At 65.3% G+C, this 18,859-nt stretch carries 14 protein-coding genes; 10 read left to right on the top strand and 4 right to left on the bottom strand.

Features of this window, described 5'->3' with window-relative positions; all coding sequences use genetic code 11:
- Positions 1–73 precede the first annotated feature (73 nt).
- The 4 genes from HMPREF2559_RS12030 to HMPREF2559_RS12015 all read right to left on the bottom strand — a co-directional run bounded on the left by HMPREF2559_RS12030 (position 74) and on the right by HMPREF2559_RS12015 (position 5,447).
- Positions 74–2,929, bottom strand: coding sequence for an ABC transporter permease (locus HMPREF2559_RS12030; protein ID WP_070540910.1), 2,856 nt, complete (start codon positions 2,927–2,929; stop codon positions 74–76).
- On the bottom strand, positions 2,929–3,660 hold the full coding sequence (locus tag HMPREF2559_RS12025; RefSeq protein ID WP_070540906.1) for an ABC transporter ATP-binding protein: 732 nt from the start codon (positions 3,658–3,660) through the stop codon (positions 2,929–2,931). The genes HMPREF2559_RS12030 and HMPREF2559_RS12025 overlap by 1 nt, the downstream gene beginning before the upstream one ends.
- Positions 3,657–4,199, bottom strand: a complete 543-nt coding sequence (locus HMPREF2559_RS12020; protein WP_066487761.1) for a PadR family transcriptional regulator — start codon at positions 4,197–4,199, stop codon at positions 3,657–3,659. The genes HMPREF2559_RS12025 and HMPREF2559_RS12020 overlap by 4 nt, the downstream gene beginning before the upstream one ends.
- A 483-nt stretch (positions 4,200–4,682) precedes the next feature.
- Positions 4,683–5,447, bottom strand: a complete 765-nt coding sequence (locus HMPREF2559_RS12015; RefSeq protein ID WP_066487763.1) for a M23 family metallopeptidase — start codon at positions 5,445–5,447, stop codon at positions 4,683–4,685.
- Positions 5,448–5,816: 369 nt separating this feature from the next.
- Between HMPREF2559_RS12015 and HMPREF2559_RS12010 the strand changes: the two genes are divergently transcribed.
- The 10 genes from HMPREF2559_RS12010 (at position 5,817) to HMPREF2559_RS11965 (ending at position 18,859) form a co-directional block, all read left to right on the top strand.
- On the top strand, positions 5,817–7,613 hold the full coding sequence (locus HMPREF2559_RS12010; protein WP_070540991.1) for a cell division protein PerM: 1,797 nt from the start codon (positions 5,817–5,819) through the stop codon (positions 7,611–7,613).
- Between the two features lie 47 nt (positions 7,614–7,660).
- Positions 7,661–8,248 (top strand): phosphoribosylglycinamide formyltransferase, encoded by a 588-nt coding sequence (purN, locus tag HMPREF2559_RS12005; protein WP_077210046.1) that lies wholly within the window; start codon positions 7,661–7,663, stop codon positions 8,246–8,248.
- A 37-nt stretch (positions 8,249–8,285) separates the two neighbouring features.
- Positions 8,286–9,818 (top strand): bifunctional phosphoribosylaminoimidazolecarboxamide formyltransferase/IMP cyclohydrolase, encoded by a 1,533-nt coding sequence (gene purH / locus HMPREF2559_RS12000; RefSeq protein ID WP_066487767.1) that lies wholly within the window; start codon positions 8,286–8,288, stop codon positions 9,816–9,818.
- Positions 9,819–9,964: 146 nt separating this feature from the next.
- Positions 9,965–10,564: a TetR/AcrR family transcriptional regulator gene (locus tag HMPREF2559_RS11995; protein WP_066487772.1), complete on the top strand. Its 600-nt coding sequence runs from the start codon at positions 9,965–9,967 to the stop codon at positions 10,562–10,564.
- 300 nt (positions 10,565–10,864) lie between these two features.
- Positions 10,865–12,463, top strand: a complete 1,599-nt coding sequence (locus HMPREF2559_RS11990) for a carboxyl transferase domain-containing protein (protein WP_070540903.1) — start codon at positions 10,865–10,867, stop codon at positions 12,461–12,463.
- A gap of 12 nt (positions 12,464–12,475) precedes the next feature.
- Positions 12,476–14,536 carry an ATP-binding protein gene (locus tag HMPREF2559_RS11985; RefSeq protein ID WP_068801544.1) on the top strand — a complete coding sequence of 687 codons (2,061 nt, stop codon included), beginning with the start codon at positions 12,476–12,478 and terminating at the stop codon, positions 14,534–14,536.
- Positions 14,537–14,605: 69 nt separating this feature from the next.
- Positions 14,606–15,787, top strand: coding sequence for an acyl-CoA dehydrogenase family protein (locus HMPREF2559_RS11980; RefSeq protein WP_066510652.1), 1,182 nt, complete (start codon positions 14,606–14,608; stop codon positions 15,785–15,787).
- A 10-nt stretch (positions 15,788–15,797) separates the two neighbouring features.
- Positions 15,798–16,310: a MaoC family dehydratase gene (locus HMPREF2559_RS11975; protein WP_066487787.1), complete on the top strand. Its 513-nt coding sequence runs from the start codon at positions 15,798–15,800 to the stop codon at positions 16,308–16,310.
- Positions 16,307–17,134 (top strand): HpcH/HpaI aldolase/citrate lyase family protein, encoded by an 828-nt coding sequence (locus tag HMPREF2559_RS11970; protein WP_070540900.1) that lies wholly within the window; start codon positions 16,307–16,309, stop codon positions 17,132–17,134. The genes HMPREF2559_RS11975 and HMPREF2559_RS11970 overlap by 4 nt, the downstream gene beginning before the upstream one ends.
- An 18-nt stretch (positions 17,135–17,152) precedes the next feature.
- Positions 17,153–18,859, top strand: a complete 1,707-nt coding sequence (locus HMPREF2559_RS11965) for an AMP-binding protein (protein WP_066487797.1) — start codon at positions 17,153–17,155, stop codon at positions 18,857–18,859.

The following is an 18,859-nucleotide window of genomic DNA, read 5'->3' as shown; positions in this document are numbered from 1 at the left end:
CAGGGAATTTCTGTGAGAATCGGCGTGTCGCTACCGCGCACCATGTAGCCAGGCCTGCGATGGCGCCTGCGTGCTAAACGAGCGAGCGCTCGGCCTCGCGTCCCGGAAGCAGATCGGCTCGGTCGCGTCCCTGCGCGTCGAGCCGTGGGCGGTGGACCCACCACGCGAGTGCCGCCGTGACGAGGGGAACGACCACGCCGACGGCCATCATGAGCCACGACGGTTGGTAGTACGGAAGGCTGCCCCACCGGTATACCTCGCCCGCAATGGTGTGGGCGTCGCGGGTAGTGAAGAAGACGGCGCCCACATGTCCAGCGAGGATGCCAGTCCACAGGCCGAGGGCAGCGACGAGTCCCGCCTGCAGGGCCGCGACCTTGGCGGCGAAGCCGGGAGCTGCGCCAAGCGAGGCGAAGACTCGGGACTCGCGACGAATGCCGGCGGCGGCGAGCGCGATGACGAGTGCCAACGCGACGAAGGATAGACCTGCGACTGCTGCGGCGAATGGCCAGGTCGGCGGATTGTAGGACTTGTAGACCGCGGAGGAATACCCGTACGCCAGGGGAGCAGGCGGGTCGCCTTCCTCACTGCCATAAATGTCCTCACGAATGGTGTTGTCCTGGTGGCGCGTGATGGGGTCATCGGTGAGCAAGGCAGTACCGGCATAGATGACCTTGACGCCTAGCTCGCGCGCGGCATCCTCGCTCACAAGGGTGAGCGACCTAGCGTGGAGCGGCAGAGCCTCCGCAATGGGAAGCTCCTTGCGTGCTTCTTTCGAAGCTTCCTCCCATGCGTAGCTACCGTCATTGGCAATCTCGACTGCGTCGTAGCGCTTGGACACGACCTCAGTGGTCTTCGCGTCGGCCAAGCCATGTCCCTTGTTGATGACCACGCCGCCGGCGCGCAGCGTTGCCGCCGCGCGGTCGCGATCCTCAGGTGAGTCGAACTTAAAAAGCGAGAACAGATCCTCGATGGTGTCCTGGGACGCGACGATGAGACGGTTGCCCAGGGGCGATTCGGAGGGATTTGAAGAGGTGCCAGCCAGCGTGGACAGGCAGGCACGCGCGGCGTCTGGATCGATGTCGGTCGTGCGTCCATGTGCGTCGGCGTATACCACGGCGCTTGGGTCATCGGTATACGCTGCGGCGCACTCCTCGGCCGCGGGAGCATAGAGCTGCGTCGAGCTGTCGTCTGGGCCGTAAGGTTCACGCCGCGCGTCCGCATCGAGTGCGTAGACGTCGACCTCCTTGGTCGGGCCGAGGTGTGGCGCAATGCGACCGATGCCCTCGCGGGCGGCCTCCCGGGAGTCCGCATTGACAAAGGCGAGATTGCTCGGCGTATACGTCGCGGCTATGGCCTGGCCTTGGGCATCATCGGTGCGCATCGAGACGACACCACCCACCACGAGTGCGGTGAGCGCGGCGATGGCCGCCACAGCGGGCAGCGTGTGGAGCGAACGGCGCGTGAGCCCGCGGCCGGCGGTGCGCAGCGCGACGGGAGCGCGGCGTGTAGCGTGTGCGCCCCAGAAGACGAGCCCTGGAATGCTCAACGTCATCGCCACGAGACCGACGAAGACGATGATGGTCCACCAGTCTCCCCCCGAGACATAGTGACGGTTCCCCGGGGTTTCGGCGAACCATAGGACGAGGGCGCCGATGGTCGTGAGCGCAAGTAAGACGGGGCCGCACACCATCCACCAGCGCCAGCGGACCATGCGGTCGGGTGCGCCGCCAGCCAAGGCACCGGCTAAAGAATTGCGGGCGGTGAGATAGGCAGGCACCGCGGCGGCGGTGATCGAGCCGAGTACGGCGACAAGACACGCGACGCCGATGCTCATCCACGGGATGTGCACGCTCCACCCGGGGTTCGCGATAGCCCACCAGGCCCAGCCGATGCCGCCGCCGAGGACCACGCCGAGCGTGGCGCCGATGGCACCGGCGAAGAGCGCGAAGACCAAGACCGCGGCCGCGATGTGCCAGCGCGACGCACCCTGGGCGGAGAGCATCGCGAACAGTCGCGTGTGGCGAGCGAGCGCCAGCGAGAATACGGGCGAAATAAACAGAACGATAAGCAGTGCGATGACCGCATAGAATGCCAGCGCGCTGAGGATTGCCAACGCAACCTGGCCAGGTGTCATGCCGGCCCAGGCCATCGGCGCGGCACTCGCGTGGTCCGGATTGATCTCAGGGGCATCGGCCGGAGGATGCGTGGCCAGGTCGGTGCTCAGCAGCATGCCGCCGCGCACGTTGACGTATTCGACGTCGGCCCACGAGATCTCCCCGCGTGGCCGGTAGAGCCACGTCACCATGGCCTCCACAGTGGTCGGGAGATCGACCTCGCGGTCATAGAGCGCGCCGTCGATGACGAGCGATTGATATGAAGGCGAGATAGCAGCGACGGTGAGCGTGCGCGTCGTTCCATCGGGCAGGGCCGTGGTGATGGAATCGCCGACAGAGATGTCCATCGCCTCCGCATTGAACTTGTCGAGGAAGATCTCATCAGGCCCCAGCGATGTAGGGAGATCCTCAGGCAAGAAGTCCGGGGAAAGCTGCACGATGGGAGAGTAGTACGTACCCGTCGGAGTAGCATCCGCGCCCTTCGCAACGTCTACGGTGAACTCCAGCTGGCGACCAATTTCGATGGAGTCGGGGACGACGGCCTCGGCATCGGAATACGCGGTGGGCATGCGCTGATCGCCGGTGCACGTTCCCGAGTACATGCCCGGTTCCTGCACGCAGGTCCCGCCTTCGATGGCGAGTTGCTCACCACTCGCGGGACTGGCAAGACGCCCGCTGCCGGAGGCGTCGCTGATGGCCAGCGCAACGACGACTGCGATGGGCAGCGCGATGAGCAGGACTGCGGCGATGAGCCGTCCGGGCGCGCGGAACATGTCGCGCCGGGTGGCGCGGGTGGCGGCGGCAAGAGAAGACATTATTTCTCCTCCTGTCCCAGGCGCGCGGCCTGTGGCGCGCCTGGTTCGCTGAGGCGGCCATCGCGGACCATGACGACGCGGTCGGCCCACGCGGCAAAGCGTGGCTCGTGCGTAACGAGGAGTCCGGAGGCGCCGGCGTCAATGCGCGCGCGCAGGGCGTTCATCACGTCCTCGCCCGTGGCGGTATCAAGCGCGCCCGTAGGCTCGTCCGCGAGGAGGACGCGGCGCGGGCCAATGAGCGCACGGGCGATGGCGACGCGCTGGGCCTGACCGCCGGAGATTTCCTCGGGGTAGCGATCGGCAAACCCTGCGCCGTCGAGGCCGACCTCGGAGAGGGCGGCATCGGCAAGCTCGCGGCAGCGGGAGGGGGACTCGCCGTCGAGCTCAAGCGGCAGCGTGACATTCTCGCCGACGGTGAGCGTGGAGACAAGATTGAAATCCTGGAAAACAAAGCCCAAGTGCTTGCGGCGAGCCTGGGCGGCGCGACGCGCGGAGAAGTCCGCGGTGTCGACACCCTCGATGAGCACGCGACCGGAGGTGGGGCGTAGGAGGAGCCCCGCGACATTGAGCAACGTCGACTTACCGGAACCGGAGGGACCCATGACGGCGACGAGCTCGCCGGGGTGTAGCTCGAGCGAAGCGGAGTCGAGCGCGGTGACTTGGCGGGCGCCGGTGCCGAAGACGCACGTGACGTCCTGGAGCTCGAGGGGGAGCGGAGAGGCGGCATTCATCGGTTTTCATTCTCCTGTGCGTTGGTGGAAAGGGGAGCGAGCGCTTCGACGCGGTCGAGCCAGCGCAGCGTGGCTTCGAGCTCGAAGATGCGTTTCTCTGAAGCGAGACGGTGAGCGCTGCGCACCTGGGGCATGTCGCGCTGTGCGGCGGTGAGCTCGCGGACGGCCTGGAGCGTGGCGAAGCGTTGGTTATCGAGGAGCGAGACGAGATCGATCTCAGGACGGCGTGCGGCGAGCGCGACTTTGATGACGAGCTCGTCGCGGTCAGCCGCCGGAGGGAGGACGGGCGCGTTGAACCAGTTGTGCAGTTCTGCGCGGCCTTCCTCCGTGATGGCGTACTGATCGGCCTTGCGCCCAGTGGGACCGGTGGTGGTGCCCGACTGAGCGATGAGCTCGTCGCGCTCCAACCGGGTGAGCGTTTGGGAGACCTGTCCGATGTTGAGTGTGGATCCCGTTTCTTCCGCGTAGCCATGCTGCAGGGCGCTCGCGCTCGCCGGCGCGGCGGCGAGCAGGGCCAATAGTGAGTGTTTCACTGACATGACGGTCCTTCACGAAAGCGGTATGTGTACTGGTTATAGAGTTGGTTACTGGGTAACTCTAGGGGTAGATTACTGGGTAACCATTGGGGCGTCAATGGCACGTGCGTTCGGTGGTGTGATGTGGGGGTTTGTATATATGTGTATGGGCGAGGTTCGTACCGGGCCGTCTGAGTGCCACCTCTTTACCCCCGTTTGGCACTAAAGTCTTGAACCTCCCCGGAGTAAAGCGGTGAAACGGGGTAGTTCAGGGGTGAAGAATACTGACGCGTCCGCAAGCGGCATGTGTATTAAAGTGATTTAACACACAGTAGAGGTAAGAGGGGCTTGTGCGGCCCTTATTGCCCGTGATTACACGTGCCGAGGAGCCTGAATGTTCGGTGGCCATGGCTGGGGCGGTGCTGTGGGGAGGAACGAAAAACGCCGAGTGCCCGCCTCCGTGAAGGAGGCGGGCACTCAGCGACGGTAGAAGTGTGAGGCGCTTATTTAGACGTTGATACCGCGCTCAGCGAGCCATGCGGCCGGGTCGACCGGGGTCGTGCCGTCCGGGTGGATCTCGAAGTGGAGATGGGAACCGGTGGAGAAGCCCAGGGAACCCATGCCAGCGATCTTCTGGCCGGCGGTGACGTGCTCGCCGACGGCGACGTCGAGGGTCTGCATGTGGCCGTAGACGGACACGGAGCCGTCCTCGTGCTTGATGCGGATCCACTGGCCGTAGCCGGAAGCCGGGCCCGAGTCGATGACGGTGCCGTCCATGACGGCGAGGATTGGGGTGCCCGGGGAGTTGGCGATATCGATGCCGTAGTGGAAGGAGCCCCAGCGCGGGCTGAACGGCGAGGTGAAAGCGCCCTCGGCCGGGCGAGCGACAGACGGTGCACGAGCCGCTTCATCGGCAGCTTGGCGGGCCTCAGATGCCTGGATAGCGGTGTTGAGCTGCTCGTCCAGGTTGGGCACCGGCTTGACCTCGGCAAGGTTGAGGACCTGCGGGGCGGTGGTGATGGCGGTCATTGCGCCATCGGCAGACTGCTGCAGCTGCTCCTGAGCGTCGCCCAGTGGGTTGGTCGTAGCGGCGAGCTTGACGTCCTGAGTCTCGGAACCGGACTGCAGCTGTGCGGCCGTGGCGCCACCAACGCCTGCGGATGAGACGGCACCCGCGGCGACGGTGAAGAGCGCGATGCGGCCCTTTGCGGTCTGTGCGGTAGCGATCTTGCGGTGGCGGCCGGAGCCGGCGCGCTGAGTCGTGCTTCGCATCTAACTTCTTCTTTCTTGTCCTTCATTCGTTACCAGGCGCGAAACGTTACGATGCGCCCTGTAGGTTTACGAATTTGTGACCTACTTGTTATCAACGAAAGGTAACAATAGCGTCTCGATGAGGGCTGGGCAAGCCGCTTGAGCAGTTCTTAGTCGATTCTTAGCAATCCGCCGTCGCGATGGTAGCAATCTGATAGAAGCCTGTGTCGTATCTTTAGGGCGCATTCCGAACGGAAATTCCGTGTCTGATTACCCCCACCGCCGAGTCTCAACCTCTTCTTTACCCTTATATATAAGGAATAGAAAACGGGCGTCGCTCGTCGTGCCACCCGCGGCCCGCCGCTGGGTCGTGGCAAAGTGTTTTCCATCATGAGCAAGAACACCAGCCCCACCTCGCGCAGCCCTCGCCGCACGCACGCCACACCGGCCGCCGCCCGTGTCGCCTCCCGTGTGAGCTCCCGGAGCAAGGACAAGCAGGCCGCCGTCCCTCGCACCCTCAGCGCCCGCATCCGCCGGATGTTTTTTGCCGTCGCGCTTCCCGATGCCCTCGTGGTCGGTGTCATCATCGCCGTCGCCCTCGCGCTCGTGTTGCTCACCGGTTCGCCCGCGGCGTGGCTGCCCACCGCCATCGCCGAAGGGTGGATGGTTTCCACGCTCGGCTCGGCCAGCGCCGACGGAATCTCCATCGGCGTCGTTCCCGCGTTGCCAGCCTGCCTGCTCTTTGTCATGCTCGCCACGCGTGTGCATTCCTTGGTGAAGAAGCGGGTGAGCGTCAAGGACCTCCTTATTCTGTTGGGCTGCATTATCGCGGTGCCCACCCTCCTCACGCTCATCGCGTGGTTCATGCTCTGGGATGCGGGCAAGGTCTATGACGTCGCGCCGCCGAGCCTACTCACCACACTGCCGCGCGTGTGGATCCTGCATCTCGCTGCCATGGCGGTGGGCATGGGGCCGCGCCTCTGGCGCGCGCTGGCTCGCCGCTACGGTGTGCCGCGCGTCGTCGTCGACGCAGCATCGACGGCGGGCCGCGTGCTCATCGGGTTCGCCACCGTGGCCGCACTCGTCTTCCTCGTCCTTTTTATCGTGCGCTTCGACGCGCAAGCCGCCATGCTCGCCGGATATCCGAAACTGCCCGGGGTGGGTCTGGCGGGGCTTATCGCGCTGTCCATTTTCTATATCCCCAACGCGATCGTCGCGACAGGCGCCGTGTTGCTCGGCTCCGAGTTCCACCTCGGCACCGCGAGCGTGAGTCTCTTCGATACCGTTCTCCTGCCGCTGCCGCCTCTGCCAATCCTGGCCGCCGTTCCTGCGCAATCCGCGTCCTGGGCTGTGGGCCTGCTCGCGCTGCCTGCCCTCGTTGCTGTAGTACTCTTTCTCCGTGCCCGCCCGAGCTTCGCCCACGCCGCACTCGCCGGCGTCTGGACTGCGCTCGGAGTGGTGCTCGCGTGCTACTTCACGTCCGGCACCCTGGGCTACTACGGGCATGTCGGCCCCATGCTCTGGCTTGCTGCTGGCCTTGCCTTCCTGTGGACGGCAATGCCCGGCCTCCTCGTTGCCGCCGGCTACTACTTCTTCGACCGCCGCGCCGCGGGTGCTGCTGTGGCGGAAACGGACGAGGAAGAGTCTCACGCGGAGTCGGTCATTGACGAGAGCGAAGCAGAGTCTGACGCCGCCGAGCTCGAGGCAGGGTCGGAGGATTCGGCTGACGATGCTGAAGCCGACGAAGCTGAGCCTGCTGAGACGGTCGATGAAGTCGCGGAAGATACCGATGCACGCGATGAAGTCGCGGATTCTGAAGACAACGAGACTTTCGATGACGAGGTGGACACCGACGCTGAACTCCACGCGGACGCGGAAGCTGAGTCTGACTCTGGCGCTGAGCCGGAGTTTGGTGATGACGCCGAAACCCGGTCCGATGGAGAGGTCGAGGCCGAGGCCGAGGATCAGCGTGGCACGTCCGGGTTTGAGACCGCGGAAGTCACCGGTAAGAACGATGATGCGAAGGACAACGAGCCAGAAGCCGAAGCTGTCGAGGATGAAGTCCTTGAAGGCGAGCTCCTCGACGTCGAGTCCTCTGATGAGGTCTTAGAAGGCGAGATCATCGAGGGCGAGATTGTCACTGATGGGGGCACTGCGGAGGATGGAGACGCGGACACACAACGTTAGGCGGTGAAAAATTCCGCCATGAGGGTGTGACCGGCTACTCTAGGTGTGTGACTTCGACACGTATCGCACCGCTTGAGATCGTTGTGCTTGTCTCCGGCACCGGCTCACTGCTTCAGAACATCCTCGACCATCAAGACGACTCGTACCGTGTCGTCAAAGTTGTGGCCGACAAAGAATGTCAGGGCATCGAGCGCGCTGCTGCGGCTGGCATCCCCACGGAAGTGGTGGCGCTGGCCGAGGACCGCGAAGAATGGAACCACCGCCTGGTGACTGCCGTAGGCAGCCCGGACGCGGTGGTTTCTGCCGGTTTTATGCGGATTTTGGGCGCGGCTTTCCTGGAGCGCTTCGAAGGGCGCACCATCAACACGCACCCGGCGCTGCTCCCGGCGTTCCCGGGCGCGCACGCCGTGCGCGACGCGCTGGCCTACGGGGTCAAAGTCACCGGTTCTACCGTCCATTTCGTCGACGCTGGTGTGGACACCGGCCGTATTATCGCCCAACGGCCCGTCATGGTCGAGCGCGGCGATGGTGAAGCCAGCCTGCATGAGCGCATCAAAGTAGTTGAGCGCAAGCTCATCGTCGAAGTCCTGCGCGCAGCGCGCGTGGACGGCGACGCCCTTTCCATCGATCTCTAACACCGATCTTTAGTACAAGGAAGATTTCACACAACCTATGACTGACGCCAAGCAGATCAAGCGTGCGCTTATCAGCGTCTACGACAAGACTGGACTCGAAGACTTGGCCCGTGCGCTCGACGCCGCGGGCGTGGAGATTGTCTCCACTGGCTCGACCGCGAAGAAGATCGCGGATCTGGGTATTGACGTGACCCCGGTGGAGCAGCTCACCGGCTTCCCGGAGTGCCTCGAAGGCCGCGTAAAGACCCTGCACCCGAAGGTCCACGCTGGCATCCTGGCCGATACCCGCAAGCCGGATCACCTCACACAGCTCGAGGAGCTCGGCGTTGAGGCTTTCCAGCTCGTCGTCGTCAATCTCTACCCGTTCCGTGAGACCGTTGCGTCCGGCGCTGACTTCGACGGCTGCGTCGAGCAGATCGACATCGGAGGCCCGTCCATGGTGCGCGCCGCCGCGAAGAACCACCCGTCTGTCGCCGTTGTCGTCGACCCGTCGCGTTACGGTGACGTCGCCGAGGCCGTGAAGAACGGCGGCTTCTCCCTCGAGGAGCGCCGCGCGCTTGCTCGCGACGCCTTCCTGCACACCGCTGACTACGACGCGGCCGTCTCCGCCTGGTTCGTGGACCAGCTCACCGAGGGTGGCGCCACCACGACGCTGCGCTACGGCGAGAACTCCCACCAGTCCGCGACCGTTACCCGCGATGGCTCTGGCAAGGGCCTGGCCAACGCGGAGCAGCTGGGCGGCAAGGAGATGTCCTACAACAACTACCAGGATGCTGACGCCGCGTGGCGCGCCGCCTGGGATCACGAGCGTCCGTGTGTGGCCATCATTAAGCACGCCAACCCGTGCGGCATCGCCGTGTCTGATGAGTCCATCGCTGCGGCACACCGCGCTGCGCATGCGTGCGACCCGCTCTCCGCATTCGGCGGCGTCATCGCCGTCAACCGCGAGGTCTCCGTCGAGATGGCCAAGCAAGTCAAGGACATCTTCACCGAGGTCATCGTCGCTCCGTCCTACGAGGATGGCGCCGTGGAGATCCTCAAGGAGAAGAAGAACCTCCGTATCCTCGTTGCCGAGCACGAGGCTCCGGCAGAGGAAATCAAGCACATCTCCGGCGGCGTCCTGTGCCAGGAGCCGGATACTTACCAGGCCGAGGGCGATAAGCCGGAGAACTGGACGCTGGCCTGCGGCGAGCCGCTCAACGACGCTGACCTCGCTGAGCTTGAGTTCGCATGGCGCTCCGTGCGCTCTGTGAAATCCAACGCCATCCTGCTGTCCAAGAACAACGCCTCCGTGGGCGTGGGTATGGGGCAGGTCAACCGCGTTGACTCCGCCAAGCTGGCCGTCGAGCGCGCCAACACCCTCGGCGAGGGTGAGGAGCGTGCCCGCGGCGCATTCGCGGCATCGGATGCTTTCTTCCCGTTCCCGGACGGCCTGGAGGTCCTCACCAACGCTGGCGTCAAGGCTGTCGTGCAGCCGGGCGGTTCGATTCGTGACGAGCAGGTCATCGAGGCTGCCAAGGCAGCCGGCGTGACCATGTACCTCACCGGTACCCGCCACTTCTTCCACTAATCCGCATTCCGGACTAGAGGAAGGCGAGGAGAGCTACGAACCCCGGTCCCACGCGTCGTTGCTGCGGCGCGTGCGGTCGGGGCTTTGTGCATGGCTATGATCGAACACTAAGACCACAGCCACGCCCGGTGAAAGGAGACCCCGCGATGACCACGGAGCGTGAGAAGGCGAAGCAACGCAAGCGCCAGGAGCTGCTCGCGGCGGCCTCTGAAATCATGGCGGACGTCGGCTTTGCGCGCACCCGCCTCAGTGACGTGGGCGCAGCCGTGGGAATTTCGGGGCCTGGGCTCTATCGCTACTTTGACAGCAAGGAGACTCTGCTTTCGGAGGTCCTCGTCGATATCTCCACGCGCCTGCTCGACGGCGCGTTGGCTATCCTTGCCGAGCACTGCACGGGGGAGGACGCGGTGCTCGATGATCCGAGCGCAGTGCTCCAGGACCTCATCGATTTCCACGTGGAGATTTGTATGACGGAGCCCGACCGCGTACGCGTGCAAGAGCGCGAGCGGTGGAATATCGTGGCCGTCGACTCGGCGAAGATTCGTTCGCTGCAGCGCAGTTACATGAACGTGTGGACCGATGTCCTTGTCCAGGTGCGCCCGGACTTGGAGCGTTCGACCGCGCGTATGCGTGTGCAGCTTACGGCGGGACTCATCGCATCGTCCCGCTACGTCAACCACTGGGCCGTGCCCGACGTGCTGCGCGCCCAGCTGCGCCAGATGGCCGTCGCTGCCATCTTGGTCTAACCGAGAGGACGCGTGCCAGCCGCGGTCCAGCCGGCAGGGGCGAGGGGGAGCGCGCGTACACCCCCGCGCAGGGGTGTAAATCTATGCCACGGATTTGTTAACTTTTGTAAATTCTCACGCAAACACGCTGATGGGGGACGTTTGGGGGATGGTGTGTCCACATTGGCAGGTGACGCATTGTACATTCTGGAAGAAAAGTGTTGAGCGACACACATAGGCGCGGTACTCTCTGGTTCTAGTTAATTGGGATTAACTGAACTTCACCAAGTTCACTCATCGAGACTTCTAGGGAGCTCATTCATGACTGCACCTACCGCCCCCGCAGCGTCGCCAGCGGCCACGAACCGCGAACGGCATGAGGCCCTCGTCGCGGATTTGCGCGAGTTGCTTGCCACCACGGCGCGCGGGGGATCGGACAAGGCTCGCGAGCGTCACCTCTCGCGCGGCAAACTGCTGCCCCGTGACCGCATTAACCAGCTGCTCGACCCGGGCAGCCCGTTCCTGGAGGTGGCCCCGCTCGCCGCGCACGCCATGTATGGCGGCAAGGTGCCTGCCGCAGGCGTTATCGCCGGCATCGGGCTCGTGGAGGGGCGCCGCTGCATGGTGGTCGCGAACGACTCGACGGTCTCCGGCGGCACGTACTACCCGCTCACCGTCACCAAGCACCTGCGCGCCCAGGAGATCGCGGGGGAGAACAACCTGCCGTGCATCTACCTCGTGGATTCCGGCGGCGCCATGCTGCTCAACCAGGAGGACGTGTTCCCCGGCCGCGACCACTTCGGTCGCATCTTCTTCAATCAGGCGAATATGTCCAAGCACGGCATCCCACAGATTTCCGCCGTCATGGGCTCGTGCACGGCGGGCGGCGCGTATGTCCCCGCGATGAGCGATGAGACCGTCATCGTCGAAGAACAGGGCACCATCTTCCTCGCCGGCTCGCCGCTCGTGAAAGCTGCGACGGGTGAGGAAGTCACCCCAGAGGAACTCGGCGGCGGCGCCCTTCACGCGCGAACTTCGGGCGTGGCGGACCACCTCGCCACGGATGACGCAGATGCGCTGCGCCGCGTGCGTGCCATCATTGCGACGACCCGCCCGGACCCGCAGGCCCCCTGGGACGTGCAGCCGGTGCGTGAGCCGCAGCGCCCGCAAACGGATCTTTACGACATCGTGCCGGTCGACGCGAAGGTGCCCTACGACGTCCACGAGGTGATCGAGGTCCTCTCTGACGGTGGCGAATACCAGGAGTTCAAGGCCGAGTACGGCACGACGCTCGTCACCGCCTTCGCCCGCATCTACGGCCATCCGGTGGGCATCATCGCGAACAACGGCGTGCTCTTCGGCGAGTCCGCGATCAAAGGCGCGCACTTCATTGAGCTGTGCGACCAGCGCGGCATCCCGCTGCTCTTCCTGCAGAACACCACCGGCTTTATGGTCGGCCGCGAGTACGAGGCCGGGGGCATCGCTAAGCACGGCGCCAAGATGGTCAACGCCGTGGCCACCACGCGCGTGCCCAAGTTCACCGTCGTCATCGGTGGCGCATTCGGTGCTGGCAATTACTCCATGGGTGGGCGCGCCTACAGCCCGCGCTTTCTGTGGATGTGGCCCAACGCGCGCATCGCCGTCATGGGCGGACCGCAAGCCGCGATGGTCATGTCCACCGTCAAGCGCACCCAGATTGAGAAGTCCGGCGGGACGTGGTCCGCGGAAGAACAAGAGGACTTTGAGCGCCCCATCCGCGAGAAGTTCGAGGAAGAGTCCCATCCGTACTATTCCTCAGCGCGGCTCTGGGATGACGGCGTCATCGACCCGGCTGATACCCGCCGCGTCGTGGGCTTGGCCCTCGGCGCCGCGTCCAGCGCCCCACTCGGCGACCCCGGCTACGGCATCTTCCGCATGTAAGAGGAGCACATCATGACTAACCACATCGATACCGTCCTCGTCGCCAACCGTGGCGAAATCGCCTGCCGCGTCATGCGCACCCTGCGCGCGGAAGGAGTGCGTTCCGTCGCCGTGCACTCTGCTGCCGATGCCGCCGCGCGCCACACCCGCGAAGCCGACCTCGCCGTCGCCATCGGTCCGGCGCCCGCGCGTGAGTCCTACCTTGTCGCCGAGAAACTTCTCGATGCCGCCCGCCGTACCGGCGCCCAGGCCATCCACCCCGGCTATGGTTTCCTCTCCGAGAACGCCGAGTTTGCCAAGGCCTGCGAGGACGCCGGCATCATTTTCATCGGCCCGCCGGCCAGCGCGATCGAGACGATGGGCGACAAGATTACGGCCCGCGCCGCCGTCGAGGCCCGCGGCGTGCCCACCGTGCCGGGTATCTCCCGCCCGGGACTTACGGACGAGGAGATCATCGCCGCCGCGCCGGGCATCGGCTTCCCCGTGCTCATCAAGCCGTCCGCGGGCGGCGGCGGCAAGGGCATGCACCGCGTCGAGAACCCGGAGGATCTGCCGGCCGCTCTCGTTACCGCCCGCCGCGAGGCCGCGAGCTCGTTCGGCGACGATTCGCTCTTCCTCGAGCACTTCGTCGACACCCCGCGCCACATCGAGGTTCAGATCATCGCCGATGCCCACGGCAACGTGGTCCATCTCGGCGAGCGTGAGTGCTCCCTCCAGCGCCGTCACCAGAAGGTCATTGAGGAAGCCCCCTCGCCGCTGCTCGACGAGGCGACCCGCGCCGAGATTGGCCAGGCCGCATGCGACGCCGCACGCTCGGTCGGCTACGTCGGCGCCGGCACCGTGGAGTTCATCGTCCCCGCCGCGCGCCCGGACCACTTCTACTTCATGGAGATGAATACCCGCCTCCAGGTCGAGCACCCCGTCACCGAGGAAGTCAGCGGCATCGACCTCGTCGCCACGCAGCTCGCTGTCGCCCGCGGCGAGGAGTTGCCCTTTACCCAGGACGATATAGTGCTGAGTGGCCACTCTATCGAGGCACGCATCTACGCCGAGGACCCCGCGCACGACTTCCTGCCCACCGGCGGTACGGTCACCCGCGTCGTCGCGCCCACCGGCCCCGGTGTCCGCGTCGACTCCGGCATCGCGGACGGCTCCGAGGTTACTTCGCTCTATGACCCGATGCTTATGAAGGTCATCGCGCACGGCGCGGACCGGCAGGAGGCCCTGGACCGCCTCGACGCCGCACTCGCCGGCACCGTCGTCGCCGGCGTGGGCGTCAACACCGACTTCTGCCGCTTCCTGCTTAACGTGCCCGAGGTTCGCGCGGGCGACCTCGACACGAGCCTGCTCGAGCGCGTCGCGCCCGACTACGCACCCACGCCGGTGCCGGCAGAGGCCCTCGCCGCCGCGGCCCTTATCCTCGCCCAGCCAGGCACCGGTTCCGCTGAGGCCGCGGACGCTTGGGTCGCCGATGGCTGGCGCCTGCGTCACCCCGCCGAGCGCCACGTCCGCTTGGCCGAGGGCACCTCCGGCGTCCCCGGTACCGATGGTGTGGGCACAGTCGTCACCGTCGACCCCGCCGAGTCCACCGTCACGGTTGGTGATACCCCAGCCTTTCAGCGTGCGCTTGACATCAAGGCCGACCGCGAGCCGGAGCAGACCGAGGAAACCACCTTCACAGCGTCTATCGCGAACCTCGGAGCAGGGCAGTGGTCCGTGAACCTCGACGGCACCACGAGCCGCTGGGCGCTTGAGCGCCACGCTGACCAGATTCTGCTCACCGGACCGCGCGGTACGTGGGCGCTCACTGAACAACCCGCGGCGCGCTCGGTCTCGGCAGCGGCCGAGGACGACCACGGCACGCTCGCATCGCCGATGCCCGGCACAGTTGTGGCGCTCGCCGTCGAGGAGGGCGACCACGTCGAGCCTGGCGATGCCGTCGTGGTCGTCGAGGCTATGAAGATGGAGCACGTCCTCCGCGCCGCCGAGCCCGGCACGGTGATCTTCCACTGCGCGGCGGGCGACACCGTGCCCGCGGGCCAGCCGCTGGCCACGGTGGAGCCAGATACATAAGCCACCACCACGGACCAATCACATCCACACAGCACCTACAGATAACACCCACAGATAAGGAGCACGACCATGACCACTACGACCGCCTCGGGCCCCGACGTCAACATCGCTGACCTTCCTGAGGAGTACCAGGAGCTGCAAAACGTCGTCCGCGAATTCGCCAACGAAGTCGTCGATCCGGTCTCGTACAAGCATGACAAGGAGCATTCCTTCCCGTACGAGGTCCAGGCACAGATGGGCGACATGGGCCTCTACGGCCTGCCCTTCCCGGAGGAATACGGCGGCATGGGCGGCGATTACCTTTCGCTTGGCATCGCGCTCGAAGAACTCGCCCGCGTCGACCAGTCCGTCGCCATGACGCTCGAGGCCGGCGTCGGCCTGGGCATGATGCCCATCTTCAACTTTGGCACTGAGGAGCAGAAGCAGAAGTACCTCCCAGGCCTGGCCTCCGGTAAGGAGCTCGCCGGCTTCGGTCTGACCGAGGCGGGCGCGGGTTCTGACGCAGGTGCGACGAAGACCACGGCGGTCGAGGACGGCGGCGACTTCGTTATCAACGGAACGAAGCAGTTCATCACGAACTCTGGCACGGATATCACGTCGCTCGTCACTGTCACGGCCGTGACCGGCCAGCGCGAGAACGGCAAGAAGGAAATCTCCGCCATCATCGTGCCCAACGGCACGCCAGGCTTCGACGTCTTACCGGCCTACGACAAGGTGGGCTGGAACGCCTCGGACACCCACCCGTTGTCCTTCCGCGACGTGCGCGTCCCGCAGGAGAACCTCCTGGGCGAGCGCGGCCGCGGCTACGCCAACTTCCTCTCCATCCTCGCCGAGGGCCGCGTCGCCATCGCCGCCGTGGCCACCGGCGCGGCGCAGGGCTGCGTCGACGAGTCCGTGAAGTACGCCAAGGAGCGCGTGTCCATGGGCAAGGCCATCGCCGAGTACCAGGCCATCTCCTTCAAGATCGCGCGCATGGAGGCCCGCGCCCACACCGCGCGCCTGGCCTGGCGCGCGGCCGCGGCCAAGATGATTAAGGGCCAGGACTTCCGCAAGGAGGCCTACATCGCAAAACTCGTCGCCTCCGAGGCCGCCATGGATAACGCGCGTGACGCCACCCAGATCCACGGCGGCTATGGCTTCATGAACGAGTACCGCGTCGCCCGCCACTACCGCGACTCGAAGATTCTGGAAATCGGCGAAGGCACCACCGAGGTCCAGCTCATGCTCATCGCCCGCGAGCTGGGAATCTAGGAGTACGCGCATGACTGATACGACCGCCAAGACCGTGGAACAGCGCGGCCTGTGGTTCGAGGAATTCGAAGAGGGCGTGCGCTACCTCCACCGCCCGGGCCGCACCGTGACGGAGGCTGACGATGTCGTCTTCACGACGCTCACCATGAACACCCAGCCGCTCCACCTCGATGCTCACTGGTCGAGCCAGCAGTCGGCATTCGATGGCCAGCGCCTGGTCAATTCCATGTGGACCGTCTCCACCGTGGTCGGACTGTCCGTCGGTCAGCTGACGCTGGGGACCATCGTCGCCAACCTCGGCTTCACCGAGGTCTCGTTCCCACATCCCATGGTCCACGGCGACACGCTCTACGCGGAGACGGTGTGCGTCTCCAAGCGCCTGAGCTCCTCGCGCCCCGGCCAGGGAATCGTCAACCTCGAGCACATCGGCCGCAACCAGCACGGCGACATCGTCTGCCGCGCCACGCGCGCCACACTCGTGCAGTGCTGTCCAGAAGGTCGACCAGAAGGAGAAGACTCATGACCTGGATGCCCGCGGGCCCCGCGATCCTCTTCGTGCCCGCTGACCGACCCGACCGTTTCGCCAAGGCGGCTACCGCCGCGGACATGGTCATCCTCGACCTCGAGGACGGCTGCCGCCCCGAAAACCGCGCGGCCGCCCGCATCGCTATCGCCGAGTGCGACCTCGACCCGGCGACGACCATCGTGCGCGTCAACCCGCCCGGAACCCCGGAGTTTGCCGCGGACATGGAGATGGTACGCACCACCGCATTCCGCCAGCTCATGTGCCCCAAGGCCGAGGGCGCCGCGAGTATGGAGGTCTTCGCCGCCGAACTGCCTGACGCCCAGGTCATTGCGCTCGCCGAGACCGCCTTGGGGGTCATGTGTGCGGAGGAGACGGCGGCATCGGAAAGCTGCGTGGCACTCTTTTGGGGCGCCGAGGACCTCCTGGCCAGCATGGGCGGGGTCTCTTCCCGCTTTGCCGACGGCGTCTACCGCGACGTTCCGCGCTTCGCCCGGGCCCAGGTCCATCTTGCCGCCGCCGCGCACGGCAAGGCCATGCTCGATGCCGTCTTTATGGACATCCAAGACTCCGTCGGGCTGCAGTCCGAGGCTACCGATGCCGCCGCGCTCGGCTTCGCCGGCAGCGTGTGCATCCATCCCCTCCAGGTCCCCGTTATCCGGGCGGCCTACGCACCCGCCGCCGAACAAGTCCAGTGGGCCGAAGGCCTTCTCGCCGCGGCCGCCGAAAACCCGGGTGCCTTTCGCTATCAGGGGCGCATGGTGGACGAACCTCTCTTTCGCCAAGCCCAGTCCATCCTCAACCGTGCGCGCGTGAGCGCTTAAAACTCCAGGAGAACCATCATGACCATCGCTTCTACTTTCGCCACCCGTTCCACCCCGTACGGCGCCATCGCTGTTGACGCGGACGGCAATGACCTGTCCTACGTCTTTGGCAAGACCCTCGACGAGGGTGCCCCGCCGCTGCGCGAGGACACCCTCGGTGACACCCTGCGCGCCACCGTCCAGAAGTTCCCGTCGCGCGATGCCATCGTGGATGTCTACTCGGATAAGACACTGAGCTACGAGCAGTTCTACAAGCTCGTGCTGGCGCTCGCCTCCGCACTTGCGCGCAAGGGGCTGCGCCCCGGCGACCGCGTGGGTATCTGGTCCACGAACCGCTGGGAGTGGCTCGTGGTGATGTGGGCCTGCCATCACTTGGGCCTCATCCTCGTCAATATCAACCCGGCCTACCGTCAAAGCGAGCTCAACTACGTCCTCGAGAAGTCCGGCACCCGCATGGTCTTCGCCGCGCGCCGCTACAAAGACTCGGACTACCGTTCCATGCTCAACGACGCGCGCAAGCAGCGCGGCACGCAGGTCGAGGACGTCATCTACTTTGGCGGCGACGAGTGGTTCTCCTTTATCGAGGGTCCCGTCGACGACCTCTCCCAGTACACCGCGGGACTGTCCAATACCGACGTGGTCAACCTGCAGTTCACTTCGGGAACCACGGGTTTTCCCAAGGGCGCCTCGCTCACGCACCGCAATATCTTGAACAACGGTTACTTCGTTGGTGAGCTCCTCGGCTTCACCGAGGCTGACCGCGTGTGTACGCCGGTGCCTTTCTTCCATTGCTTTGGCATGGTCATGGCCACCATCGCTGCCTTTAGCCGTGGCGGCGCCATCATCATTCCCGCGCCCTCGTTCAAGCCGCGTGAGTCGCTCAAGGCGGTCCAGGCCGCGGGGGCCACGGCGCTCTATGGCGTGCCCACCATGTTCATTCAGGAGCTCACCGAGGCCGAGGACCACATCGAATACGGTTCGCCCTACGATCTCTCGACGCTGCGCACCGGTATCATGGCCGGCTCCTCGTGCCCCTCGAAGACCATGCGCGAGGTCATCAGCGAGCTCAATATGCCGGAGGTCGCCATCTGCTACGGCATGACGGAGACCTCGCCGGTGTCCTTCCAGACGCGTGCGGACGACCCGCTGGACAAGCGCGTGGGCACCGTAGGCCAGATCATGCCGCACCTCGAGGCAAAGATCGTCGACGAGGACACCGGGGACATCGTCCCCGTCGGCACCCAGGGCGAGATCCTTGTCCGCGGCTACTCCGTGATGAAGGAATACTGGGAGCACCCGGAGAAGACGGCCGAGGCCATCGACGCCGACGGCTGGATGCGCACCGGCGACCTGGGCGTCTTCGACGACGAGGGCTACCTTTCCGTCACTGGCCGTCTCAAGGACATGCTTATCCGCGGCGGCGAGAACATCTACCCGCGTGAAATCGAAGAATTCCTGCGCACCCACCCGTCTGTCGTCGACGCCGAGGTCATCGGCGTTCCCGACGACAAATACGGCGAGGAAATCATGGCGTGGCTCATCCTTCATGAAGGCGCCGAGCACCTCACCCAGTCCGATATTGCGGAGTTCGCCCACGGCCAGCTCTCGCGCCAGAAGATCCCGCGCTACGTCCACGTCGTCGACTCTTACCCGATGACGGCCTCCGGCAAGGTCCGTAAGGTCGAGCTGCGCGAGATGGCGCCCAAGGTCCTGGGCTGGGTGTAA

Source organism: Corynebacterium sp. HMSC072G08, assembly GCF_001809185.1.
Taxonomy (GTDB): domain Bacteria; phylum Actinomycetota; class Actinomycetes; order Mycobacteriales; family Mycobacteriaceae; genus Corynebacterium; species Corynebacterium phoceense.
This window is presented reverse-complemented; position numbering and strand designations above follow the sequence as displayed.

Coding starts and splice junctions, on each gene's coding strand:
- HMPREF2559_RS12030 (WP_070540910.1), bottom strand. CDS start 2,929: ATGTCTTCTCTTGCCGCCGCCACCCGCGCCACCCGGCGCGACATGTTC.
- HMPREF2559_RS12025 (WP_070540906.1), bottom strand. CDS start 3,660: ATGAATGCCGCCTCTCCGCTCCCCCTCGAGCTCCAGGACGTCACGTGC.
- HMPREF2559_RS12020 (WP_066487761.1), bottom strand. CDS start 4,199: ATGTCAGTGAAACACTCACTATTGGCCCTGCTCGCCGCCGCGCCGGCG.
- HMPREF2559_RS12015 (WP_066487763.1), bottom strand. CDS start 5,447: ATGCGAAGCACGACTCAGCGCGCCGGCTCCGGCCGCCACCGCAAGATC.
- HMPREF2559_RS12010 (WP_070540991.1), top strand. CDS start 5,817: ATGAGCAAGAACACCAGCCCCACCTCGCGCAGCCCTCGCCGCACGCAC.
- purH (WP_066487767.1), top strand. CDS start 8,286: ATGACTGACGCCAAGCAGATCAAGCGTGCGCTTATCAGCGTCTACGAC.
- HMPREF2559_RS11995 (WP_066487772.1), top strand. CDS start 9,965: ATGACCACGGAGCGTGAGAAGGCGAAGCAACGCAAGCGCCAGGAGCTG.
- HMPREF2559_RS11990 (WP_070540903.1), top strand. CDS start 10,865: ATGACTGCACCTACCGCCCCCGCAGCGTCGCCAGCGGCCACGAACCGC.
- HMPREF2559_RS11985 (WP_068801544.1), top strand. CDS start 12,476: ATGACTAACCACATCGATACCGTCCTCGTCGCCAACCGTGGCGAAATC.
- HMPREF2559_RS11980 (WP_066510652.1), top strand. CDS start 14,606: ATGACCACTACGACCGCCTCGGGCCCCGACGTCAACATCGCTGACCTT.
- HMPREF2559_RS11975 (WP_066487787.1), top strand. CDS start 15,798: ATGACTGATACGACCGCCAAGACCGTGGAACAGCGCGGCCTGTGGTTC.
- HMPREF2559_RS11970 (WP_070540900.1), top strand. CDS start 16,307: ATGACCTGGATGCCCGCGGGCCCCGCGATCCTCTTCGTGCCCGCTGAC.
- HMPREF2559_RS11965 (WP_066487797.1), top strand. CDS start 17,153: ATGACCATCGCTTCTACTTTCGCCACCCGTTCCACCCCGTACGGCGCC.